This is a genomic window from Agrobacterium sp. 16-2014-1-2a, from assembly GCF_053522705.1.
In genome coordinates, this window is the sequence record NZ_JBNWBX010000002.1 from 237,739 (window position 1) to 259,246 (window position 21,508).

At 59.2% G+C, this 21,508-nt stretch carries 23 protein-coding genes; 13 read left to right on the forward strand and 10 right to left on the reverse strand.

Annotated elements, in window-relative coordinates:
• Positions 1-23: 23 nt before the first annotated feature.
• On the reverse strand, positions 24-767 hold the full coding sequence (mnmD, locus tag ACQZ45_RS10000; RefSeq protein ID WP_003513687.1) for a tRNA (5-methylaminomethyl-2-thiouridine)(34)-methyltransferase MnmD: 744 nt from the start codon (positions 765-767) through the stop codon (positions 24-26).
• On the opposite strand from mnmD, the gene ACQZ45_RS10005 reads away from it, so the two are divergent.
• From ACQZ45_RS10005 to ACQZ45_RS10045, 9 genes are all read left to right on the forward strand, one after another.
• The gene (locus ACQZ45_RS10005) at positions 766-1,992 is read left to right on the forward strand and encodes an NAD(P)/FAD-dependent oxidoreductase (RefSeq protein ID WP_100199929.1); all 1,227 of its coding nucleotides are present in this window, start codon (positions 766-768) and stop codon (positions 1,990-1,992) included. The two genes, mnmD and ACQZ45_RS10005, sit on opposite strands and share 2 nt — an antisense overlap.
• A gap of 93 nt (positions 1,993-2,085) precedes the next feature.
• The gene (locus tag ACQZ45_RS10010; protein WP_003513684.1) at positions 2,086-2,793 is read left to right on the forward strand and encodes a DUF1045 domain-containing protein; all 708 of its coding nucleotides are present in this window, start codon (positions 2,086-2,088) and stop codon (positions 2,791-2,793) included.
• A gap of 209 nt (positions 2,794-3,002) precedes the next feature.
• Complete coding sequence (gene puuE / locus ACQZ45_RS10015; RefSeq protein WP_003513682.1) at positions 3,003-3,926, forward strand: allantoinase PuuE; 924 nt, start codon at positions 3,003-3,005, stop codon at positions 3,924-3,926.
• Complete coding sequence (gene uraD / locus ACQZ45_RS10020; protein ID WP_003513681.1) at positions 3,926-4,423, forward strand: 2-oxo-4-hydroxy-4-carboxy-5-ureidoimidazoline decarboxylase; 498 nt, start codon at positions 3,926-3,928, stop codon at positions 4,421-4,423. Before puuE ends, uraD begins: the two co-directional genes overlap by 1 nt.
• Before the next feature lie 53 nt (positions 4,424-4,476).
• Positions 4,477-4,767 (forward strand): nucleotidyltransferase family protein, encoded by a 291-nt coding sequence (locus ACQZ45_RS10025; protein WP_003513679.1) that lies wholly within the window; start codon positions 4,477-4,479, stop codon positions 4,765-4,767.
• Positions 4,764-5,126: a HepT-like ribonuclease domain-containing protein gene (locus ACQZ45_RS10030; RefSeq protein WP_019565156.1), complete on the forward strand. Its 363-nt coding sequence runs from the start codon at positions 4,764-4,766 to the stop codon at positions 5,124-5,126. Before ACQZ45_RS10025 ends, ACQZ45_RS10030 begins: the two co-directional genes overlap by 4 nt.
• A gap of 3 nt (positions 5,127-5,129) precedes the next feature.
• Positions 5,130-5,630, forward strand: a complete 501-nt coding sequence (locus ACQZ45_RS10035; RefSeq protein ID WP_113291733.1) for an ureidoglycolate lyase — start codon at positions 5,130-5,132, stop codon at positions 5,628-5,630.
• Positions 5,627-5,983 (forward strand): hydroxyisourate hydrolase, encoded by a 357-nt coding sequence (gene uraH, locus ACQZ45_RS10040; protein WP_113291734.1) that lies wholly within the window; start codon positions 5,627-5,629, stop codon positions 5,981-5,983. Before ACQZ45_RS10035 ends, uraH begins: the two co-directional genes overlap by 4 nt.
• Before the next feature lie 5 nt (positions 5,984-5,988).
• Complete coding sequence (locus ACQZ45_RS10045; RefSeq protein WP_113291735.1) at positions 5,989-6,732, forward strand: metallophosphoesterase family protein; 744 nt, start codon at positions 5,989-5,991, stop codon at positions 6,730-6,732.
• A gap of 3 nt (positions 6,733-6,735) precedes the next feature.
• Here the strand turns inward: ACQZ45_RS10045 and ACQZ45_RS10050 are convergent, their stop codons facing one another.
• On the reverse strand, positions 6,736-8,013 hold the full coding sequence (locus ACQZ45_RS10050; RefSeq protein WP_162736190.1) for a D-alanyl-D-alanine carboxypeptidase: 1,278 nt from the start codon (positions 8,011-8,013) through the stop codon (positions 6,736-6,738).
• A gap of 190 nt (positions 8,014-8,203) precedes the next feature.
• Here ACQZ45_RS10050 and ACQZ45_RS10055 point away from each other — a divergent pair, with 190 nt between their 5' ends.
• Positions 8,204-8,788: a TetR/AcrR family transcriptional regulator gene (locus ACQZ45_RS10055; RefSeq protein ID WP_080580904.1), complete on the forward strand. Its 585-nt coding sequence runs from the start codon at positions 8,204-8,206 to the stop codon at positions 8,786-8,788.
• Positions 8,785-9,129: a DMT family transporter gene (locus tag ACQZ45_RS10060; RefSeq protein ID WP_038491907.1), complete on the forward strand. Its 345-nt coding sequence runs from the start codon at positions 8,785-8,787 to the stop codon at positions 9,127-9,129. Before ACQZ45_RS10055 ends, ACQZ45_RS10060 begins: the two co-directional genes overlap by 4 nt.
• Positions 9,130-9,332: 203 nt before the next feature.
• Here the strand turns inward: ACQZ45_RS10060 and ACQZ45_RS10065 are convergent, their stop codons facing one another.
• On the reverse strand, positions 9,333-10,466 hold the full coding sequence (locus ACQZ45_RS10065; RefSeq protein ID WP_003513664.1) for an alpha-hydroxy acid oxidase: 1,134 nt from the start codon (positions 10,464-10,466) through the stop codon (positions 9,333-9,335).
• Positions 10,467-10,614: 148 nt separating this feature from the next.
• Between ACQZ45_RS10065 and ACQZ45_RS10070 the strand changes: the two genes are divergently transcribed.
• A complete protein-coding gene (locus ACQZ45_RS10070) occupies positions 10,615-11,229 on the forward strand; it encodes a hypothetical protein (protein WP_236771234.1) in 615 nt (204 codons plus the stop codon).
• Positions 11,230-11,248: 19 nt separating this feature from the next.
• Here ACQZ45_RS10070 and ACQZ45_RS10075 read toward each other — a convergent pair whose 3' ends face one another.
• From ACQZ45_RS10075 to puuD, 3 genes are all read right to left on the reverse strand, one after another.
• Positions 11,249-11,971 (reverse strand): sulfite exporter TauE/SafE family protein, encoded by a 723-nt coding sequence (locus ACQZ45_RS10075; protein ID WP_080580902.1) that lies wholly within the window; start codon positions 11,969-11,971, stop codon positions 11,249-11,251.
• 209 nt (positions 11,972-12,180) lie between these two features.
• A complete protein-coding gene (gene guaD, locus ACQZ45_RS10080) occupies positions 12,181-13,491 on the reverse strand; it encodes a guanine deaminase (protein ID WP_003513659.1) in 1,311 nt (436 codons plus the stop codon).
• Positions 13,488-14,750, reverse strand: a complete 1,263-nt coding sequence (puuD, locus tag ACQZ45_RS10085) for a urate hydroxylase PuuD (RefSeq protein WP_003513658.1) — start codon at positions 14,748-14,750, stop codon at positions 13,488-13,490. The genes guaD and puuD overlap by 4 nt, the downstream gene beginning before the upstream one ends.
• 558 nt (positions 14,751-15,308) lie before the next feature.
• Here puuD and ACQZ45_RS10090 point away from each other — a divergent pair.
• Positions 15,309-15,647 (forward strand): hypothetical protein, encoded by a 339-nt coding sequence (locus ACQZ45_RS10090; RefSeq protein ID WP_003513656.1) that lies wholly within the window; start codon positions 15,309-15,311, stop codon positions 15,645-15,647.
• Here the strand turns inward: ACQZ45_RS10090 and ACQZ45_RS10095 are convergent.
• The 4 genes from ACQZ45_RS10095 to xdhA all read right to left on the reverse strand — a co-directional run bounded on the left by ACQZ45_RS10095 (position 15,623) and on the right by xdhA (position 21,460).
• Positions 15,623-16,549 carry a LysR substrate-binding domain-containing protein gene (locus tag ACQZ45_RS10095; protein WP_003513655.1) on the reverse strand — a complete coding sequence of 309 codons (927 nt, stop codon included), beginning with the start codon at positions 16,547-16,549 and terminating at the stop codon, positions 15,623-15,625. The genes ACQZ45_RS10090 and ACQZ45_RS10095 overlap by 25 nt on opposite strands.
• Before the next feature lie 238 nt (positions 16,550-16,787).
• Positions 16,788-17,636 (reverse strand): xanthine dehydrogenase accessory protein XdhC, encoded by an 849-nt coding sequence (xdhC, locus tag ACQZ45_RS10100; protein WP_013636654.1) that lies wholly within the window; start codon positions 17,634-17,636, stop codon positions 16,788-16,790.
• An 11-nt stretch (positions 17,637-17,647) separates the two neighbouring features.
• Positions 17,648-19,987 (reverse strand): xanthine dehydrogenase molybdopterin binding subunit, encoded by a 2,340-nt coding sequence (gene xdhB, locus ACQZ45_RS10105; RefSeq protein ID WP_013636653.1) that lies wholly within the window; start codon positions 19,985-19,987, stop codon positions 17,648-17,650.
• Between the two features lie 3 nt (positions 19,988-19,990).
• Complete coding sequence (gene xdhA, locus ACQZ45_RS10110; protein ID WP_333703818.1) at positions 19,991-21,460, reverse strand: xanthine dehydrogenase small subunit; 1,470 nt, start codon at positions 21,458-21,460, stop codon at positions 19,991-19,993.
• Positions 21,461-21,508 lie beyond the last annotated feature (48 nt).

The following is a 21,508-nucleotide window of genomic DNA, read 5'->3' on the forward strand; positions in this document are numbered from 1 at the left end:
CGGTTGCTGCTGTGGGAGCCGCCTCAGCGGGATGGCTTGGTGCCGCACAGCATCTCACGCTTTCCGGCAAACCCTTTGCGGCGCTCCAGTTCAAAACCGGCGGCGATGAGGTTGCGGCGGACGAAGCCAGCGGCGGCATAGGTGGCGAATGTGCCCCCCGGTACCGTTTTGCCGAACAGCGTCTGCATGATTTCCAGCGACCACATGTCGGGATTGCGGGCAGGGGCGAAACCGTCCAGAAACCAGGCGTCGAAGCCTTCGCTTCTGCCGGAAATGCCGGTGAGCGCTTCGCCGCACACCACTGTCAGGCGCGTCTGGTCGTCCAGTTCGATATCGACCTCGCCTTTCGGGTCCGCCGGCCAGCGGGCGACCAGTGCCTTGCGTTCGGTATCAACTTCCGGCCAGCGGGAAAGCGCCCGGTCGATCTCGTCCGCCTTCATCGGGTAGAGTTCGAAGGACATGAAATGCAGCTTGGAGTGACCGTTGCGCACCTCTTTCCATTGACGCCAGGTCTCGCAGAGATTGAGACCGGTGCCGAAGCCAAGTTCGCCGACGCGGAAGATGCTCTCTCGCTCAAGCCAGCGCTGCGGCAGGCCGTTTCCGGACAGGAAGACATGGCCGCATTCCAGCCTGCCATCCGTCTGGCAATAAAAATGATCGTCAAAGGCCAGCGAATAGGGCATATCCCCCTCACGCCAGTCGAGCGCGGCGGGCGGATTGTCGGCTGCCGAACCGATATCTGCGGTGTTTTCCTTGGAATGTGTCATGACTAATGCCGATAGTCCCGCTTTCGAATCTGGTCAATCACCAAGATTGCGGGCACCAAGATTGCCTGGCTCGGTGCCGCTCCTCATCGTCGGTGGCGGCATCATGGGGCTGTGGGCTGCCGTCAAGGCAGAGAGGATGGGCATAAACGCCCTGCTGCTGGAAGCGGGCCGTCTTGGAGATGGTGCAAGCGGCGGGCTGTTGGGCGCACTGATGCCGCATATGCCGGACCGCTGGTCGGACAAGAAGCAATTCCAGTTCGACGCTCTCGTTGCGCTGGAAAAACAGATCGCCGAGTTGGAAGCCGAGACCGGGCTTTCCGCCGGTTATCGGCGCTGCGGCCGGATCATTCCCCTGCCGAAACCACATTTGCGCAGCATTGCCGAACGGCACGAGCGGGATGCCGGGGAAAACTGGGTTTCAGACGGGCGCCGGTTCCACTGGCATGTCGGTGACAGCCCTTCCGTTACCGGATGGGTGGACGATGCGGCGGGACAAGCGGGCTTCGTGCTGGATACGCTGGCCGCACGGGTTTCTCCCCGGGCGATGATCGCCCTTCTGTCGGCTTTCCTCCGCAACGCCCGGTATGTGCGGGTGGCGGAACAGTGCCGCGTCGTCTCGCTCGATCCGGATAAAGGGCGGGCGGTGCTGTCGTCGGGCGACGAGGTCGCCTTCGATCATGTCATCGTCGCGAACGGCCATGGTTCCTTCGCGCTGATCCGCGATGCCATCGGTCTGGAACCCGGCATTGTGCTTGGACAGGCGGTGAAGGGGCAGGCCGCCCTTCTGGATGCTGCGGCCGATCCGGCCATGCCGGTCGTGTTTCTGAACGGTCTCTACATCGTGCCGCATGAGGATGGCACTGTCGCCATCGGCAGTACCAGCGAAGATTGTTTTTCCGATCCATTCAGCACCGACGAAAAGCTGGAAAAATTGCTCGCGGATGCATGCGCCGTGGTGCCGTCGCTTGGCCGTGCGCCGGTGATCGAACGCTGGGCCGGGTTGCGGCCGAAGGCGGTTGGACGGGACCCGATGGTGGGTACACTTTCCGAATATCCGCGGCTCGTGGCGTTATCGGGCGGCTTCAAGGTCAGCTTCGGCCTTGCCCACTATCTTGCAGATGCTGCGTTGCAGGCCGTGTGTGGCCACACGCCGGACGTGCCTTCCGGTTTTCGCCTTCAAGAACACGTGAGTATTGCCGTCCGGACTTTAGAAACTTCTGATTAGTTTGGTCCACGTCGTTAATCTGTCACGCAAATCGCTTACTTGCTGGCCTGCAAAGAGCCCCGTTTGGCCGCATTTGCGGCGAGGTGATAGCGCATGCGATACGCCATCCATTTCACGCCTTCCCCCAACGACCCGCTGACGCAGGCGGCTGCCGCGTGGCTGGGACGCGATGCCTATTCAGGCCATGCGGTGGAGCCGCCGGGCACGATCGATCTCGGCATGCAGGAGATTTCCTACCATACCGCCCTGCCGCGCCGTTATGGTTTCCACGGCACCATAAAAGCCCCGTTCCGTCTTGCCGAAGGTCATTCCGAGGCCGCGTTGTTGCGCGACCTGATGTATTTTTCCGGCAGGCAGGACCCCTTCACGCTGCCACAACTTATAGTAGCGCGGCATGACAATGTCTTCAGCCTCGTTCCCGAGCGTCCCTGCGAAGTGCTGAATTTTTTCGCAGCCCGTGTGGTGCAGGAATTCGACCGCTACCGCGCGCCGCTCTCCGAGGCGGAAATCGAGCGGGCGGATCCCGACCGGCTTTCGGCTTCGCAGCTGACCAATCTGCATCGCTGGGGCAGTCCGCATGTGATGGACGAGTTCCGTTTTCAGATGTCGCTGACGGGCGGTGTCGAGCCTTCCAGCAGCCAGAGGATCGAGCGTGCCGTGCGCAAGGTTTTCGAGCCGCTGCTCACCCGGCCTCTGTCATTTTCCAGCCTTGCGCTTTTCATCGAGGATGAACCCGGCGCGCCTTTCCGGGTGCATTCGCTGCATCCCATGGGTCGTGTTTCCGCCCGAAAGATCGCCTGAGAAGCGCCCCACAGAAATCGTACACAAAAAAGCATCGGAATGTCGGCAAAATTGCTCTCGACATTCCGAATGCGGATGCTACCGTCCGTGCATCGCATGTCTGAAGCGTGTCGTGTTTACCCGTTCCGGGCAGACACCTTCGGATGGTTGTTTTGCTCATGTCTTCCAGAAGCGGGTTCCGCGTCGGGAGAGGTGTTTTGGGTGGCTGAATGATTTCCGAGAATTACTCCCGCAATCTGGTGGGCTACGGCCGCAATAGTCCCGATCCGAAATGGCCGGGCGGCGCACGCATCGCCGTGCAATTCGTCATCAATTACGAAGAGGGCGGCGAAAGCTGCATTCTCGACAATGACAAGGCGTCGGAATCGCTGCTGTCGGAAATCGTCGGCGCGCAGCCGTGGCCGGGCCAGCGCAACCTAAACATGGAATCGATCTACGAATATGGCTCACGCGCCGGTTTCTGGCGGCTGTGGCGCATGTTCACCGATCTTGGCGTCACCACAACTGTTTATGGCGTGACCGCTGCCATGGCGCGCAACCCGCAAGCCGTTGCGGCAATGAAGGAAGCGGGTTGGGAAATCGCCAGCCACGGTTATCGCTGGCTGGAATACAAGGATTTTTCCGAGGAGGAAGAGCGCAAGCATATTGCCGAAGCCGTGCGCCTGCATACGGAGCTGACGGGCGAGCGCCCCTTTGGCATGTATCAGGGCAAGCCTTCCGACAATACGTTGCGTCTCGTCATGGAAGAGGGTGGTTTTCTCTATTCGTCCGATTCCTATGCCGACGATCTGCCCTATTGGGTGAAGGGATTGCAGGATGAACCGTTCCTGATCATTCCCTACACGCTCGACACCAATGATATGCGTTTCGCCACGCCGCAGGGTTTCAATTCCGGCGACCAGTTCTTCGCCTATCTGAAAGACGCTTTCGACGTTCTTTATCAGGAAGGGCTTGAAGGCGCGCCGAAGATGATGAGCGTCGGCCTGCATTGCCGTCTCGTCGGCCGTCCCGGCCGCGCCGCAGCCCTTCGCCGTTTCATCGAATATGTGCTGGGCCATGAAAAGGTGTGGATCCCGCAGCGTATCGAGATCGCTCGTCACTGGCATGAAAACCACAAGCCGGGAACGCTCTGATGCTGACGCGGGATGAATTTGTCAGCCGTTTCGGCGGTGTGTTCGAACATTCGCCTTTTATCGCCGAACGGGCCTATGATGTTGGAGGCGCAGGTCTGGAGTTAACGGCGAAGGCGGTTCATGGCGGATTATGCGCGCAGTTTCGTGCCGCCTCCGAAGCGGAACGGCTGGGTGTTTTGCGCGCGCATCCTGATCTTGCCGGCAAGCTCGCAATAGCAGGTGAGTTGACCGCCGATAGCCGCAATGAACAGGCGGGCGCAGGGCTTGACCGGCTTTCGCCCGAGGAGCATGCGCGCTTCACCGAGCTGAACTCCGCCTATACGCAAAAATTCGGCTTTCCATTCATCATTGCAGTCAAGGGGCTGAACAGGCACGATATTCTCTCCGCCTTCGAGACGCGTATCGGCAATGATGCGGCGACAGAATTTGCGACGGCGACGGCGCAGGTGGAAAAGATCGCCTGGCTGCGCCTTTCCTCGATGCTGCCCGAGGGTTGAATTGGCGAGCGGCGGTCGTTCCGCTATACTCGTGCTATCTGGAGATTGAGGCCATGAGACCCTCCGAGGTGCTGGAAAAGAACAGGGAAGCGATCCGCGAAGCAACGAAGCGCTTCAACGCGGCAAACCCGCGCGTGTTCGGTTCCGTCGCCCGTGGCGAAGACAGGCCGGACAGCGATCTGGATATTCTGGTGGATGCGTTGCCGGGGACCACTCTGTTCGATCTTGGCGGATTGCTGGAGGAACTGAAGACTATCCTCGGTGTCGAGGTTGACGTCGTCACCTCAGGCGGCCTGCACTCGGATATCCGGGCGCGTGTTCTGATGGAAGCCAAAGCAGTATGAGTACGGATCGACTTCTGCTCTACCTGAAGGAGATGGATGTTGCCGCCTCCCGAATACGGGATTTCATTCAGGATATGGATGAGGCCACTTTTTCTTCCGATACGCGAACCCAGATGGCGGTGATGATGTGCCTTGCCCTGATTGGCGAGGCGGTCGCAAAACTGGACAAGTATTACCCCGCGTTTTTACAGCAGCACCCGGAAATCCCCTGGATAAAGATGAAGGGTATGCGCAATTTGATCGTGCATGATTATTTCCGGGCGGAACTCTCGGTGGTCTGGAAAACGATAACGCAGAGCATTCCGGATTTGCAGGCGCGTCTCTCACTTCTCCGAAACTGGCATGCCCAAGGTGAATGACATTTGACTGATTTTCTCGAGATCAAGCCTCTCACCAAAGAGGCGTTCGCATCCTTCGGTGATGTGATCGAAATCACACCCTCTTCCATGCGCCACATCAATGGCGGCCAGACCGAGCGGCATCATGCGCTTGCGGCACCCGAGGCAGCGGGCGAGGGTGCGCGCATCATCCTCAATATTTTCCGCGGACAGCCGCGTACCTTTCCCCATACTATCGAGATGATGGAGCGGCATCCGCTCGGCAGCCAGAGTTTCTCGCCGCTGTCCGGCAGGCCTTTCCTTGTCGTCGTTGCCGAGGACGAGGGCGGCAAGCCTGGTCTGCCGCAGGTTTTTCTGGCGTGCGGGGATCAGGGCGTGAACTACCGCCGCAACGTCTGGCATTACCCGTTGATGCCGTTGCAGGCGATTTCGGATTTTCTGGTTGCCGATCGCGAGGGGCCGGGCGACAATCTGGAAGAGCATTTTTTCGATGCGCCCTACATGATCGCGGAGCCCAGCCTATGACCGGTTTGACCACCCATGTCCTCGATGCCGCCCATGGCACGCCCGCCGAGGGGCTGACAATCGAGCTTTACCGGCTCTCGGGTGATCGTCGCAAGAAGATTAAGACGGTTAAGACCAATAGCGATGGCCGCGTTGATGGCGGGCCGCTACTTGTGGGCGACAGCTTCAAGGCAGGGGAATACGAGCTGGTTTTCCATGCGGGCGATTATCTGCGTGGCAAGGGCGTCACCCTGGCGGAACCCGCCTTTCTCGACATCATCCCCATCCGTTTCGGCATTGCCGACGAGAGCGGCCATTACCATGTGCCGCTTCTGCTTTCGCCCTATAGTTACTCCACCTATCGAGGAAGCTGACCGCCATGATCTTTGCCGCCATTGCCGATATTCATGGAAACTGCGCCGCACTGGAGGCCGTGCTTGAGGATATCGCGAGGCTGGGCATCAAGGACATCGTCAATCTCGGCGATTGCTTCAGTGGTCCGCTGGAAGCGGGTTTTACCGGCGATGTGCTGGTTGGCAACTGGATACCCAGCGTTCTCGGCAATCATGATCGCGAATTGATCGAGCGCGCGCCGGAAGAGATGGGCAGCTGGGAGAGGCCGGCGCATGCGCAGCTGACCGCCGCGCATCTGGACTGGCTGCACACCCTGCCGTTCAGCATGGTTTTCAAGGACGTCGCCTATTGCTGCCACGGCTCGCCGCGCGGTGATCTGGAGTACTGGCTGGAAACGCTTTCGCCGGAAGGGGTGTTGAAATTGCGACCGCTTTCCGAAATCGAGGCCATGGCTGATGGCATCACCCAGCCGCTGATGCTTTGCGGCCACACACATATCGCCCGCACCGTGCAGCTCTCCGATGGCCGCCTGATCGTCAATACCGGCAGCGTCGGCTGCCCCGGCTGGAAGGATGGCACGCCGTTCGACCATCATGTCGAAGTCGGTCATCCGCTTGCCAGCTATGCCGTGCTGGAAGAAACCGCACGCGGCTGGCAGGTCTATTTCCGGCAGATACGCTACGATAATCTTGCCATGGCCGAGATGGCGAAGGTCAACGGCATTCCGTATCTGGCCGATGCGTTGGAAAACGGTTGGCTCAAGCGGTAGTACTTACCCTTCGCTGTTCATGACAACGCAGGCATAAGACTGCGCCTTCAACTCCTTACAGGCGGAAACCGCCGAAGACTGGTCTTCAAAGCCGGTAAAGCGGGCGCGGTAGAGCGTTGCCGATCCGCTTTGCACCGCTTCGGTATAGGGCGCGATGCCGGAGTAGCTGCCGGCGATGTTGGAGCGCGCATTGGCGAGCAGCGAGCGGGCGGCAGCTTCGCTGTCGGTGGCGGCGATCTGTACTTCCCAGCGGCTGCGCTGGCCGGTCATTTGTGCAGCGGGTGCGGGTTTCGGAATGGCAGAGACCTGGATCATATCCGCCATCTGGCTGTTCGCCGTGGCGATCTGCATGGCGATCGGATCGGCGCGACGCTCGGCAAACATCGGTAGTGGTACTGCTGCCGGAGGGACGGCTGCGGGCGGCACATCGAAGGTGCGGCTGACATTGGCGCTTGCCACCAGCTGTTCGGTATTACGGTTTCTCGAGGCCTGCGGCATCGCCTTGTCCAGCAGAGCAGCCATCTGCGCATCGCGGCTGCGCGCGGTCTTGCCGCCCAGCACGACGCCAACGACACGGCGGCCATTGTGATTGATGGCGCTGACGAGGTTAAAGCCCGACGCATTGGTGTAACCGGTCTTGATGCCGTCCATGCCCTGATAGCGATACATCAGATTATTGTGGCCACGGATGCGCTTGCCCCGGAAGCTGAAGGATTCCATGGCAAAGAGGCCGTATTCTTTCGGAAAGTCGCGCTGCAGCGCAAGTCCGAGTTTCGCCATGTCGCGCGCCGTCGTCACCTGCGATTTGCTGGGCAGGCCGGAGGCGTTGCGGAAAACCGTCTTGGTCATGCCAAGCTGGCGGGCCTTACGGGTCATCATCTGCGCAAATTGTGCCTCGGACCCGCCGAGATGGTCGCCCATGCCTTCCGCCATGTCATTGGCGGATTTGACGATCATGCCGTAGACGGCTTCGCGCACCGTAAACGTCTGGCCCTCACGCACATAAAGCTTCGAGGGGATGACGGCTGCGCCGTTCCTGGACATCCTTATCTTCTGGTCCCAGCGAATCCGGCCGGCGTGCAACGCCTCGAAGGTCATATAGAGCGTCATCATCTTGGTCAGCGATGCCGGGTGGTTCAGCACATCGGCGTTCTGCGCGGCGAGGACCTTTCCGGTATTGGCATCCATGATGAAATGGGAATAACCGGCCTGCGCAGGCGATGCCTGCAATGAGAGGATCGCGCAAAAGAAGGCGAGTGCGAATACCCATGCGCCCGCCATTCCCCGTTTGATCGTTCCCGACATGGTCCACCCCTTTATGTTCGATCGCCGCGATGGGCGAAGTTTTACTGACACTTTCCGGCAACAAAACCGCTAAAACTTTAGAGATCGCTTTCATGCTTAATTAAGTATGAAATTCAAGTCGGCCGTCGCCCTCACAATTTCCTTGCAAAGAAACCAACCATCCGGTATGTTTTTGACCATGACAAATGCACATGAACGCAAAAAGCAGCCTGAGATCGTGCGCCGCAATCTTCTCGATTGCGCGGCGAAACTCGCTGCCGAGCAGGGGGTTGCGGCGCTTTCCGTGCAGGCAGTGGCCGATGCCGCCGGGGTGACGAAGGGTGGGTTGTTTCATCATTTTCCCTCCAAGCAGGTGCTGCTGGAAGCGGTGATGACTGACCTTCTGGCGGCTCTGGACACTGAGATCGACGACCTCATCTCACAGGATTGTGAAGCTTTTGGGAGCTTCACAAGGGCCTATGTGAACGCGGTTTTCTCGGATCGGGGCAGGGATTCGGGCAGGCAATGGGCAGCGATCTCGGTTTCCATGGTCGGTGAACCGTCGCTTCGGCGCATGTGGAACAGCTGGATTGAGGGGCGCCTTGCCCGTCATAAAGAAACGGATGACGGGGTGGTCCCGGAGATGGTGCGGCTTGCGGCTGACGGCATCTGGTTTGCCGATCTACTGGCCGACGACGGTAAAGCGGGTGGCGACAGGGCGGCTCTGAGGGCCCGGATGATCGCCCAGACGAAAAAGGAAGTGGAACGATGAACGCGGCTGTTTTGACTTATGGGGCGCTTGTCGCGGCTATCGTCTGCGAGGTCATCGCAACTTCCTTTCTGCAGCAATCGCAGCAATTCACCAAGCTGTTGCCGACGGTGCTGATGGCGCTGTTTTACGGTGCGGCCTTTTATCTCCTGTCGTTCACGCTCCGGGCGCTGCCGGTCGGCGTTGCCTATGCGATCTGGAGCGGGCTTGGCATCGTGCTCATTTCCGGCATTGGCTATTTCGTGTTCCGCCAGACGCTCGATATTGCTGCGGTGGTTGGTCTTGGGTTCATCGTGACCGGGGTGGTGATCGTCAATGTGTTTTCGAAGACGATTGGACATTGAGCGGACTTCTCCACCTCATTCCTGTTCTTGTCACAGGAATCCAGCCGGCGCGCGTCTGCGCGACGAGAATAGTCCGTTCAGCCCAAGGGCTTGGGCTCGCTGGATCCCTGTGACAAGCACAGGAATGAGGGAGGCGGCGTAAAGGCGATATTCTTACCGAAGCATCGGCTTCGATCTTTACGTTGTATGCTGTGTCGTCACCATCACGCCAGAATGCTGCGATCGACGTCCGTAATCAGCCGCTTCCCGCAAAGCGCCATGCTGATATCCATTTCCTTGCGGATGATCTCGAGCGCCGTCGTCACGCCCTGCTTGCCATCCGCGCCGAGGCCGTAGAGGAACGGGCGGCCGATGTAGGTTCCCTTGGCGCCGAGTGCTACTGCCTTCAGCACGTCCTGGCCGGAGCGAATGCCGCCGTCCATATGTACCTCCACCCTGTCGCCAACGGCATCGACGATCCTCGGCAGCATGGCGATCGAGGAATGCGCGCCGTCGAGCTGGCGACCGCCGTGGTTGGAGACGATGATGGCGTCCGCGCCAGTATCGAGCGAGGCGCGCGCATCTTCCTCGTCAAGGATACCCTTGAGTATGAGCTTGCCGCCCCAACGCTCCTTGATCCATTCGACATCCTTCCACGACAGGCGGGGATCGAATTGCTCGGCCGTCCAGGAGGAGAGCGACGAGAGGTCGGAGACGTTCTTGGCGTGGCCGACGATATTGCCGAAGCTGCGGCGTTGCGTGCGCAGCATGTCGAGGCACCATCTTGGCCGTGTCGCCATCTGCCAGATGTGTTTCGGGGTGAATTTCGGCGGGGCGGAGAGGCCGTTGCGCAGGTCCTTGTGGCGCTGGCCGAGAATTTGCAGGTCGAGCGTCAGCACCAGCGCCGAGCATCCGGCGGCTTTGGCGCGATCGATGAGATTATTGACGAAGTCGCGATCCTTCATCACGTAAAGCTGGAACCAGAAAGGTTTGGAGGTGACGGAGGCGACATCCTCGATGGAGCATATGCTCATGGTGGAAAGCGTGAAAGGCACGCCGAATTCTTCCGCCGCTTTCGCCGCCAGCATCTCGCCATCGGCATGCTGCATGCCGGTTAGTCCAGTGGGGGAGAGCGCCACCGGCATCGAAACCTTCTGGCCGATCATTTCGGTGGCGAGCGACCGGTCGGTCATATCCACCAGCACACGCTGGCGTAGCTTTATCTTCGAAAAATCCTCCTCATTGGCCCGGTAGGTGCCTTCCGTCCAGGCGCCGCTATCGGCATAGTCGAAAAACATCTTCGGCACACGGCGCTGAGCCTGTTTCTTCAGGTCCGCTATGGTGAGGATTTTGCCCATGGATAAAGCCTTCACATTTGAATGATGGCTTCACATAACATGGTAATCGCGTTTACGCGATGGCAATCGTCTTTGCAGCAGTGCTTTTTGCACTCGCAAATGGCTAGGAATTATGCTTGAAATATACTGTATTTCTATAATAATTCAGATGGTTTCTCAAGTAATAGCGTATTTTAATATGTTAAATTATTTACTCAGATTATTTAGCGCAGTTCTTATTTCGCCCGCGATTGTTTTCGCCGCCGAGTGCCCCTCCGGTAAAAATGATGGAGATGAGTTTGTTCTTGCCCACGGTCAGGTGCGCAGCGAATTCAGGCGATCCGGACCGATCGTCTTGGTGGAGAATGATTTTCAAGGCGCAGGCAAACAGAGGCTTTTTCTCTTTCGGGGGTTAATCGAGCTGGCGCGTTCGGGCGATGACGGCAATTACAGCCAGCACTTTACGTCAAATCTGGAAGCGTTCTGGCCTCTGAAAGTTGGCGCTCGACGCACTTTTGAATTTCTGCCGCTCGAAACTACCAAAATCGAGGATAAGTGGTCACTGACCCTTGCAGTTACGAAGCGGCGCGCCTTTCCGATTAAATTCTGCAATTATGAGGTGTTTTATGTGACCTACGACATTCGTAAAAACGGCAAAGAGGAAGAACGATGGACAGCGGTTTATTCGCCGGATCTGCGCGCCACGGTGGCGAAGATTTACGATGAGGGGACGGAAGACGAAGAAATTGTCGCCTATAATTTGATTGCGCCTCTGAAGCGGTGACGGTTCGACTGCGCTTGAATCAGCTCCAGAATGCTCGCAAAAACAGCTCAGCCCCAAGCAATAGCAGGCAGATTAGGAACCAGCGCCTGAATGTCGCGGGAGTGACGATGCGGCGGATATTCTGACCAAGCCACATGCCGAGAAGCGCTGGCAGGACGGCGAGTGCGGAAAGCGACATGTGCTCGACGCGGAAGGCGTCCTGAGAGGCAAGGCCGGCGGCAAGCGCAACGGTGGAAACGGTGAAGGACAGGCCAAGCGCCTGCACGAGATCGTCGCGGCTGAAGCCAAGCGACTGGATATAGGGCACGGCGGGGACCACGAAAATTCCGGTGCCGCCGGTCAGAAGGCCGGTCGCCAGCCCGACGGCCGGGGAGAGTTTCGGTTCCAGCCTTGCGGGAACGGCGAAGGGCTTTGCAAGAAGGCTGTAGGCTGCGTAAGCCGCGAGGCACAATCCGAGCGCCGAGGTGGTCCAGACGCCGGTGCCTGATGTCATCAGCCGGATGCCGAGAAGCGTGCCGACGGCAATGGCGATCATCATCGGCCATAGTCGCGAGACGATCGCCTTGAAATCGGGTCCGGCCAGCAATTGCCAGATATTGGTGATGAAGGAGGGCAGAATGAGCAGGCCAGCGGCAACGACCGGCGGCATGAAAAGGCCGAGAACGCCCATGGCAACGGTAGGCAGGCCCATGCCGGTGACGCCCTTGACGACGCCCGCGACGATGAATGTGGCGACAATCATGAGCGTTGTGGTTGTCTCAAAATCCGGCACGGCGCACTCCAGAGGTCATTCGCATTTCGGCTGACTTGGGCTGTCAGGCGATCATATGAAGCGGGCGAGTGCGGCCTGTTTCTTTTCCCGGCGGGGAGAGAAAAACAGGCGACGCCCGCTCGTTTCAATATGTACTGATATAGATGAGGCCACGACCTGATGTTTCGGCCTAAACCGAACTATGCAAGCGCGCTTTTCATCGCCTTGCCGGTGACGTAGGTCTCGACGACTGTGCGGTCGTCGCCCATGGTCAGCATCAGGAACAGTTCTTCGGTCAGGCTTTTCACCACTTCCATCTTAAGCGCCATGGCGGGCGTGGAAGAGGCGTTGAGAACCGTGATGTCGGCATCCGTGCCGGCGTCCAGCGTGCCGATGCGGTCGACCATGGAAAGCGCTTCGGCATTACCGCGCGTCATCAGATACCAGCTTTCCAGCGGGTTCAAACGCTCGCCCAGCAATTGCTGGATCTTGTAGGCCTCATCCATGGTGCGCAGCATGGAATAGCTCGATCCGCCGCCGATATCGGTAGCAACCGCAATACGAACAGGCTTTTCGCGCCGTTGCAGCTTTTTCATCGGGAAGAGGCCGGAGCCGATGAAGAGGTTCGATGTGGGGCAATGCACGGCGACTGCACCGGTTTCCGACAGCACGTCCGCCTCACGTTCCGAGAGGTGGATGGCGTGGCCGAGCAGGGTCTTGTTGCCCATCAGGCCGTAACGCACATAGATGTCGGTGTAATCGGTCGCTTCCGGGTAAAGCTCGCAGGTATATTTGATCTCGTCCAGATTTTCGGAAAGATGCGTCTGGATGAAGAGATCGGGAAATTCCCGCGCCAGCGCCTGGGCTGCTTCCATCTGTTTCGGCGTGGAGGTGATGGCGAAGCGAGGCGTGATGGCGACGTGGTTGCGGCCCTTGCCGTGCCAGTCGGCGATGACGGCCCGGGTCTCGTCATAGGAGGTTTCCGGCGTGTCCAGCAGGCCCTGCGGGGCGTTGCGATCCATCATCACCTTGCCGCCCACCATCAGCATGCCGCGCTTCAGGGCCTCAGTGAAAAACGCATCGGCTGAGGTCTTGTGCACGGAGCAATAGGCGACAGCCGTGGTGGTGCCGTGGCGCAGAAGCTCATCGTAAAAATGTGTGGCGATGCGCTGGGCATGCACGCTTTCGACGAAACGGCATTCTTCCGGGAAAGTATAGGTATTCAGCCATTCCAGAAGGTTCGCGGCATAGGAGCCGATGACCTGCATCTGCGGGAAATGCAGGTGCATGTCGATCAAGCCCGGCACGATGAGATGAGGGCGGTGGTCCTTCTCCTCGATGTCATCAGGTGCCTGCTTGCGAATATCGGCATAGTCGCCAATGGCGGCGATCTTGCCGTTTTCGATAAGCAGGCCGCCATCCTCGATGTAGAGATAGCTTTGCGTATCGTCGATTGCGAGCGGCGCGCGGCGGAAGCTTAACAGGCGGCCACGCAGCAGAACCATGCTCATTCGGTTTTTTCCTTGGCGTCTTTGCCCGCAGAAACGGCGCTTTCATACCATGCGGTCAGCACTTTGCGCTCCTGCGGGGTGATGGCGGTGATGTTGCCGGGAGGCATGGCATGGCTGCGGCCGGCTTGCAAATAGATTTCGCGGGCGTGTGCGGCGATCTGCGCGTCGGTTTCGAGCTTCACCGATTTCGGCGTGAAGGGCACGCCTTCCCACACCGGCTCGGCGGCGTGGCACATGGAACAGCGGCCCTGAACGACATCACGGGCGCTCGCGAAATGGGCGTCGCTGACGAATTGCTGCTGCATCGGCGAAAGCGTTGCCGCCTTCTGTTCTTCTTCGCCAGTCAGCACCTTCGGCACGGTGGAAAGCCACATGATGACGATGAAGATGAGCGCGGTCAGCAGCCAGGTCCATGTCGGCTTGCCCTTGCGGGCATGGGTGGTGTTGAACCAGTGGCGAATGGTGACGCCCATCAGGAAGACAAGTGCTGCGATGATCCAGTTGAACTCGGTCGCAAAGGCCAGCGGATAATGGTTCGACAGCATGAAGAAGATGACGGGCAGCGTCAGGTAGTTGTTGTGCAATGAGCGCTGTTTGGCGATGCGGCCATATTTCGGGTCCGGCGTGCGCCCGGCGATCAGGTCGGCAACCACGATCTTCTGATTGGGAATGATGATGAAGAACACATTCGCCGACATGATGGTGGCGGTAAAAGCGCCGAGATGCAGGAAGGCGGCGCGGCCGGTGAAGACCTGCGTATAGCCCCACGCCATCGCCACCAGCGCGACGTAAAGCACCACCATCAGGCCCCAGGTGTTGTTGCCAAGCGGCGATTTGCAGAGGAAATCGTAAAACAGCCAGCCAACAGCAAGCGATGCCAGCGACAGACAGATGGCCTGGAACTGGGTGAGCGCCAGCACCGAATGGTCGATGAGGAAAAGGTCGGCGCCGCCGTAATAAACGATGCACAGCATGGCGAAGCCGGACAGCCAGGTGATGTAGCTTTCCCATTTGAACCATGTCAGGTGTTCGGGCATCTGGGCCGGGGCGACCAGATATTTCTGGATGTGGTAAAAGCCGCCGCCATGCACCTGCCACTCCTCGCCATAGGCCCCCGGCGGCAGATGCGGCCGTTTGACCAGCCCAAGATCGAGCGCGATGAAATAGAAGGACGAGCCGATCCAGGCGATGGCGGTGATGACGTGGAGCCAGCGGACGGCAAAGGCCATCCATTCCCACGCAATGGCATATTCGTACATTCGGTTCCCCTGATCCTTGTGCAGCGCACCTTGCGAGAAATTTGACCGTTAGGAAAGGGAAAAGCAAACACCGCACCATGATTGTTCACAATCCCGTACGCTCGTGTCCACAACTTTGGCGCAGGCGCGGCGACGCCCCGCTTCCGGCCCCGTCCAATCGTCAAGGAGCCGTTCTGCCGCTGAGTTTGTGCTTAGCTGGCTAACGCGACTCAGCTATTATCCGCTGAGCAGTCTGCTGATGTGCAAAACTATTGGGCTGCGGGGCCTTGGAGCGACCTGCGTCCGAAAGGACGCTTCGAAGGGCACTCTGACACATTTATGTTGCGCATGTTCTTTCCGGTTTTCGGTCAGAGGCGCAGGGCTTCAATGACATGTTTTTCGCTGGCGGTTCATTCCGAAAGCGGGTGCTGCGAACCCTGGGGGCGGGGGGCAGATCAGGGGCAGGTGTTGCAGTTCCCGGTGCCGTTGCGTCCGGGTATGCGTTGATGCTTGGATTTTGAATGAAGTGACGCAATGACCTTCCGGCAGCCGCCGTTGTTTTCAACGGAGACCGTGCCGATGCGCCTTGTTCTGACAGTTCTTTTCCTGCTGATGGCGTTTAACGCCACGGCGCTTGCGCATGAATCCCACAAGGGGTTCAAATATGAAAGCTACTGCTGCAATGGCGACGCCGAAACCGGCGATTGCCAGATGATCCCTACGCGAAGTGTTCGTGTCACGCAGGATGGTTACGAGGTCTCGCTTGCGCCCGGCGATCATCGTCTGGTGACGCGGCGCCATGTCTTCAGCTGGTCGCAGCGTGAGGCAAGACGATCCGAGGATGGAGAATATCATCTCTGTCTGTTCCCGGACGAGGACACGCCGCGCTGCTTTTATGCGCCTGATATGGGGTATTGAGATGTTTGCGGCCGGTTTTCGTCGATCCGCTTCAGTATCCAGTCGCGAAACAGCCTTATCTTGCGAATGTTCCTGCGGTTTTCAGGGTAGACGAGCCAGTAGTTCTTACCTTCGTTGCTGAGGTGCTCGAAGGGCTGATAAAGGCGGCCGAGGGCAATCTCGTCCGCATAAAGTTCAGGGGTGAGCATGGCTACCCCCTGGCTGGCAATTGCCGCTGCGGCTTCGAAAGCCTGCACGCTGAGGCGGCTGCGCGGATAACGGTCGAGGCCCGGATTTTCGATGCCGACTTCCCGGAACCATTGGCTCCACCAGATGTCACCCGGATCGATGATGCGCAGGCGCAGAAGATCCTCCGGCTTTTTCAATCCACCGATGCTTTCGGCAAGGTTCGGATGCAGCATCGGCGTGTAAACGCCCCGCAGCAACTGATGATAGATCAGTCCTTTGCCATCGTCGCTGCTCCAGCGGATGGCGACATCGCAATCGGACTGCGTAAAATCGATCAATGCGCTTGATGTGTCGAGCCGCACGGCGATCGAGGGATGTTCAAGCTGGAAAGCTCCCAGATGCCGCGAAAGCCAGCGCGATGCGAAAGTAGCGGTGGAGTGAATGGTCAGGGTGGTGTCAGAGGTGTCACGGACATTGTCGACGGCCTCCCGTAAAGTGTTGAAGGCTTCCGCAACTTTCGGCGCCAGTTTCTGCCCGGCCTCGGTCAACACAACCTGCCGCGCCTTTCTGATGAAAAGCGGCTCGCCAACATTTTCTTCCAGCAGTTTCACCTGATAGCTGACCGCCGTCTGCGTCATACCCAGTTCCTCACCGGCCTTGGTGAAGCTGAGATGCCGGGCGGCGGCTTCGAACACGCGCAGGGCGTTCAGAGGGAACTGGCGGGACATTTTCATGGATAAGTTCTCTTTATGCCAACTGCCAAAGGTTTCATTGGTTTTTATCCGGAAAACAGAGCATTTTTAGCTCAATTCATCAACTGAGCTTCTGACATTTTTTAAATGGAGACGAACATGCGCACAGCACTCTTGCGCGCGTGGTCCCGCCTGCGCGCGGGTCTGCGGACCGCGGAACGGTTTTCCCTTGAAATCCTTCGACCGGATAATCTGGTAGATGAAAGCCTGCCCGACGGGATCAGGCGTGATCTTGGTCTTGAGGATGGCCGCGCTGATTTTCGGTGCGACGGGTTTCGGCAGCGGAAAATGCTTGCAGCAACTCGGCTGCCACAAGGGCCGCTATGACGGCGGGGCGCTTGTCCCTGACGCTACTTCCACCGATCGGCAGGATGAGTTTTTGAAGGCGGGAAGGGGGCTCTCCCTCCCGCTCAAGCCAATGGGCGAAGGTGGCGCGTTTGGTTTTCGAGCCGATCATGCCAACATAAGCGAGATCGTCGCGGGCAAGCGCTTCCTTTGCAATCAGGAAATCGAGTGCGTGATCGTGGGTGACGATGATCGCAGCGCCGTTTGCGGGAATTTTCGCGATCAGCGCTTCCGGCATGGGGGTCAGCACGGATACGACACCGGCTGAAAGATCGCGCAACTCGTTTTCACGGGTTTCCACCACGGTCAGTGTCAAAGGCAGAAGCGACAGAGCATCTGTCAGCGCCTTGCCGACATGGCCCGCCCCGAAAATGAAGACGGCCGGCTGCTGCTCGGTTTCAGCCTTAAGCCTTACCTCGAGTGCTGCCGCGATGTCCGCCGTTACCAGCCGGAAGCGGAGCAGGGTGCGGCCGCCGCAGCATTGGCCGATTTCGGGGCCGAGCGGAATATCCATGCCGTCTTCGATCGTACCGTTCTTCAACATGGCACGGGCATGGTCTATCGCCATATATTCGAACTGCCCGCCGCCGATGGTCTCCCACAGCGCCTTCCGGCTTACCAGCATGAAGGTTCCCGCCTCGCGCGGCGATGACCCTTTCACGGCCTCGATTTCCACGAGGATTGCAGGTCCGGAGCTGGCGAGGAAGCGGGAGAGGGACGTCATTATGTCTCCCCTCACACCTTCTTCAACCGTTCCACCGCCATCAGCACCCGCTCGGGCGTTGCCGGCGCATCGAGGCGTGGGCAGACCTTGTAGTCGGCGATGGACGCGACGGCCATGGAGAGTGCTTCGAGAACCGAGATCGCCAGCATGAAAGGCGGTTCGCCCACGGCCTTGGAGCGGCCGATGGTGGGCTCGGCGTTTTCCGACCATTCCGCCAGTTGAACGTTGAAAATCTTCGGCCGGTCGGAGGCAAGCGGGATCTTGTAGGTGGAGGGAGCGTGGGTGCGCAGCCGCCCCTTGCCGTCCCACCATAATTCCTCCGTCGTCAACCAGCCCATGCCCTGGACGAAGGCGCCTTCCACCTGCCCGATATCGATGGCCGGGTTTAGCGACTTGCCGACATCGTGGAGAATATCGGTGCGGTCCATCATGTATTCGCCGGTCAGTGTATCGATCGACACTTCCGAACAGGCCGCGCCATAGGCGAAATAATAAAACGGCGTGCCGCGGCCTGCGGCACGATCCCAATGGATTTTTGGCGTCTTGTAAAAACCGGCGGCGGAAAGCTGGACGCGGGCGAAATAGGCTCGTTTGATGAAATCGTTGAAGGCGATTTCCTCAAGCCCGATGCGCACCCGGTTTGGCAGGAAGACAACCTCTTCTTCCGGCACGTTCCAGTTCTCGGCAGCGAATTTGATAAGCCTTTCACGGATCTGGCGGGCAGCGTCATAGGCCGCCATGCCATTGAGGTCCGTACCGGACGAGGCGGCCGTGGCCGACGTATTGGGCACCTTGCCCGTGGTCGTGGCGGTGATTTTCACCCGGCCAATATCCACCTGGAAGGCATCGGCCACCACCTGCGCCACCTTGGTGTAGAGGCCCTGGCCCATTTCGGTGCCGCCATGGTTCAGGTGGATCGAACCGTCATTATAGATATGCACCAGCGCGCCCGCCTGATTGAAGGCGGTCATGGTGAAGGAGATGCCGAATTTGACAGGGGTGAGCGCAATGCCCTTGCGGATGATCGGGCTGGTCTTGTTGAACTCGACAATTGCCTGCCTGCGCGCGCGGTATTCGCTGGATGCTTCCAGTTCCTCGACGACGCGGGCGATGATGTTATCCTCGACCTCCTGATGATAGGGGGTTGTGGTGCGGCCCGAACCGGTCTCGCCGTAGAAATTGAGCTTGCGGACATCGAGCGGGTCCTTGCCGACGGCATAGGCGATCTCCTCGATGAACCGCTCAGCCCCCAGCATGCCCTGCGGGCCGCCGAAACCGCGAAAAGCGGTGTTGGAGACGGTGTGGGTTTTCAACGGCCGCGAGGTGAGGTGCACATGCGGGTAGAAATAGCTGGAATCCGCATGGAAGAGCGCGCGGTCGGTGACCGGGCCGGAAAGGTCAGAGGAAAAACCGCAGCGGGCCGCATAGGTGGCGTCGACGGCGTGGATGCGGCCTTCCTCATCGAAGCCTAGCTCGTAATCGACGCGGAAATCGTGGCGTTTGCCGGTGGCGGTCATGTCTTCGTCGCGGTCGGGGCGGATTTTCACGGCCCGGTTCAGCTTCTTGGCGGCAATGGCGCAAAGAGCTGCGAACTGGTTGCCTTGCGTTTCCTTGCCGCCGAAACCGCCGCCCATGCGCCGCACCTGCACCGTGACGGCATTGGATGGCACCTGAAGGATGTGGCTGACAATGTGCTGGATTTCGCTCGGATGCTGGGTGGAGCTCCACAGCGTCACCTCATCGTCCTCGCCCGGCACGGCCATGGCGATGTGGCTTTCAAGATAAAAATGCTCCTGCCCGCCGATCCGCATCGTGCCGGTCAGGCGGCGGGGTGCCACGTCCATTTCGAGCTTCGCATCGCCACGCTTCAGCGTCATCGGATCGATGACGAGCGCACCGCCGTTTTCAATCGCCGTGTCGATATCGGTGAAATGCGGCAGGTCCTTGTAGACGATTTTCGCCTTGCGGGCGGCCTTGCGGGCAATATCGCGGCTTTCAGCGAAGACCGCGAAGATCGGCTGGCCGTGAAATTCAACCTTCGTTTCGGCCAGCAGCGGCTCGTCATGACGCCCGCCGGAGGAGACGTCGTTTTCGCCGGGCACGTCTTTGCCTGTCATCACCCATAACACGCCCGGCGCAGCTTCCACTTCCGAAAGGTCCATCGAGACGATTTCGGCATGGGCCCGGTCGGAAAGGCCAAGCGCACCGTGAACGAGGCCGGCGGGTTCGGGAATATCGTCGATATATTCGGCGCTGCCCGTCACATGTTTATGGGCGGAATCGTGCCTGAGCGAGGCGTGTACAGGGCCGTCGATTTCGGTCTTGGTCTTATCGAAGCTTGTCGTGTCCATGGTTCAAGCCTCCTCCAGCGAGAAGCGGGCAAGTTCCTGCTTTTCCCCTGATGTCTCGAGGAAAAACCGTGTCAGCAAATTCTTGGCCGTCAGTTGCCGATATTCGGCGGTGGCGCGCCAGTCGGTTAGCGGGGTGAAATCATCGTCCAGCGCATCGCGTGCCGCATCGATCGTTTCCTGAGACCAGGGCTTGCCGAGAAGTGCCGCCTCAAGATGCGCGGCGCGTTTCGGCGTGCCGGCCATACCGCCAAAGGCGACGCGGATGTCTTCAACCGTGCCATCGGCATCGAGCGTCAGATTGAAGGCGGCGCAGAGCGCGGAGATATCCTCGTCCCGGCGCTTGGAAATCTTGTAGACGGCGTAGTGACTTCCCGGCGTCTGGAACGGAATGAAAAGCTTTTCGACGAATTCGCCGCTCAGCCGGTCCTGTTTGCCATAGTCGATGAAGTAGCTTTCCAGCGGCAAGGTGCGGCTGCCGGAAGACGAGCGCAAGGTGAGCGTGGCGCCGAGCGCGATCAGGGCCGGGGGCGTGTCGCCGATGGGCGAACCGTTGGCGATGTTGCCGCCGATGGTTCCCATATTGCGTACCTGTTCGCCGCCAAGACGATCGAACAGCCGGGCAAGCGGCGGGAAATGTTCTGCAATGGTCTTGAAGGCCTGGCTGTAGGTGACACCGGCACCGAGCGTCACGCCGTTCTCATCCACGGCAATACCCTGCAGATCGCCGAGGTTGTTGATGAAGATTACAGGGTTAAGCGCCCGCATCTGCTTTGTCACCCACAGGCCGACATCGGTGGAACCGGCAACGATGGTAGCCTTCGGCTCGGCGGCATAGATATCGGTCAATTCAGCAAGCGTTGCCGGGATGATGGTCCGATCCTCGCCGCGGGTGACCGTGATGGTCTCATTGGCGCGGATCGCCCAGAGCCTTGCCATGATATCGGTGCGGTCGCGTTGCAGCGGGTCGAACAGCGCACTCGGGCGGGCGGCTGCAATCTTTTCGGCAGCCCGCACAATCGGCTCGTAACCCGTGCATCGACAGAGATTGCCTTGCAGCGCCTTTTCAATATCGGCGCGGGACGGGTTTTCGCTGGCAAGCCACAGGCCGTAGAGCGACATGATGAAGCCCGGCGTGCAGAAACCGCATTGGGAACCGTGGAAATCTACCATTGCCTGCTGCACGGGGTGAAGCGTGCCATCGCGGCCGGCCAGATGCTCCACCGTCACGATATGGGTTGCATGCAGCGAGCCCAAAAAGCGGATGCAGGCATTGACGCCTTCATAACGCAGCGAGCCATCAACAAGCCGCCCGACCAACACCGTGCAGGCGCCGCAGTCACCTTCAGCACAGCCTTCTTTCGTCCCGGTCAGCCGTCTTTGAAGGCGGAGATAATCGAGAAGCGTGTCTGTTGGTCCGAAACCCTTAAGCGAAATGGTTTCGCTGTTGAGGATGAAGCTGATCGCGTCGTTCATGCACTGCCTTGCTTTTTGTCCGGTTGAGCCGGTTCCCAATCTGCTAAC

Excerpts from the sequence above, each read along its gene's own strand:
- ACQZ45_RS10005 (WP_100199929.1), top strand. The coding sequence starts at position 766 with ATGACTAATGCCGATAGTCCCGCTTTCGAATCTGGTCAATCACCAAGA.
- mnmD (WP_003513687.1), bottom strand. The coding sequence starts at position 767 with ATGACACATTCCAAGGAAAACACCGCAGATATCGGTTCGGCAGCCGAC.
- ACQZ45_RS10010 (WP_003513684.1), top strand. The coding sequence starts at position 2,086 with ATGCGATACGCCATCCATTTCACGCCTTCCCCCAACGACCCGCTGACG.
- puuE (WP_003513682.1), top strand. The coding sequence starts at position 3,003 with ATGATTTCCGAGAATTACTCCCGCAATCTGGTGGGCTACGGCCGCAAT.
- uraD (WP_003513681.1), top strand. The coding sequence starts at position 3,926 with ATGCTGACGCGGGATGAATTTGTCAGCCGTTTCGGCGGTGTGTTCGAA.
- ACQZ45_RS10025 (WP_003513679.1), top strand. The coding sequence starts at position 4,477 with ATGAGACCCTCCGAGGTGCTGGAAAAGAACAGGGAAGCGATCCGCGAA.
- ACQZ45_RS10030 (WP_019565156.1), top strand. The coding sequence starts at position 4,764 with ATGAGTACGGATCGACTTCTGCTCTACCTGAAGGAGATGGATGTTGCC.
- uraH (WP_113291734.1), top strand. The coding sequence starts at position 5,627 with ATGACCGGTTTGACCACCCATGTCCTCGATGCCGCCCATGGCACGCCC.
- ACQZ45_RS10045 (WP_113291735.1), top strand. The coding sequence starts at position 5,989 with ATGATCTTTGCCGCCATTGCCGATATTCATGGAAACTGCGCCGCACTG.
- ACQZ45_RS10050 (WP_162736190.1), bottom strand. The coding sequence starts at position 8,013 with ATGGCGGGCGCATGGGTATTCGCACTCGCCTTCTTTTGCGCGATCCTC.
- ACQZ45_RS10055 (WP_080580904.1), top strand. The coding sequence starts at position 8,204 with ATGTTTTTGACCATGACAAATGCACATGAACGCAAAAAGCAGCCTGAG.
- ACQZ45_RS10060 (WP_038491907.1), top strand. The coding sequence starts at position 8,785 with ATGAACGCGGCTGTTTTGACTTATGGGGCGCTTGTCGCGGCTATCGTC.
- ACQZ45_RS10065 (WP_003513664.1), bottom strand. The coding sequence starts at position 10,466 with ATGGGCAAAATCCTCACCATAGCGGACCTGAAGAAACAGGCTCAGCGC.
- ACQZ45_RS10070 (WP_236771234.1), top strand. The coding sequence starts at position 10,615 with ATGGTTTCTCAAGTAATAGCGTATTTTAATATGTTAAATTATTTACTC.
- ACQZ45_RS10075 (WP_080580902.1), bottom strand. The coding sequence starts at position 11,971 with ATGATTGTCGCCACATTCATCGTCGCGGGCGTCGTCAAGGGCGTCACC.
- guaD (WP_003513659.1), bottom strand. The coding sequence starts at position 13,491 with ATGAGCATGGTTCTGCTGCGTGGCCGCCTGTTAAGCTTCCGCCGCGCG.
- puuD (WP_003513658.1), bottom strand. The coding sequence starts at position 14,750 with ATGTACGAATATGCCATTGCGTGGGAATGGATGGCCTTTGCCGTCCGC.
- ACQZ45_RS10090 (WP_003513656.1), top strand. The coding sequence starts at position 15,309 with ATGCGCCTTGTTCTGACAGTTCTTTTCCTGCTGATGGCGTTTAACGCC.
- ACQZ45_RS10095 (WP_003513655.1), bottom strand. The coding sequence starts at position 16,549 with ATGAAAATGTCCCGCCAGTTCCCTCTGAACGCCCTGCGCGTGTTCGAA.
- xdhC (WP_013636654.1), bottom strand. The coding sequence starts at position 17,636 with ATGACGTCCCTCTCCCGCTTCCTCGCCAGCTCCGGACCTGCAATCCTC.
- xdhB (WP_013636653.1), bottom strand. The coding sequence starts at position 19,987 with ATGGACACGACAAGCTTCGATAAGACCAAGACCGAAATCGACGGCCCT.
- xdhA (WP_333703818.1), bottom strand. The coding sequence starts at position 21,460 with ATGAACGACGCGATCAGCTTCATCCTCAACAGCGAAACCATTTCGCTT.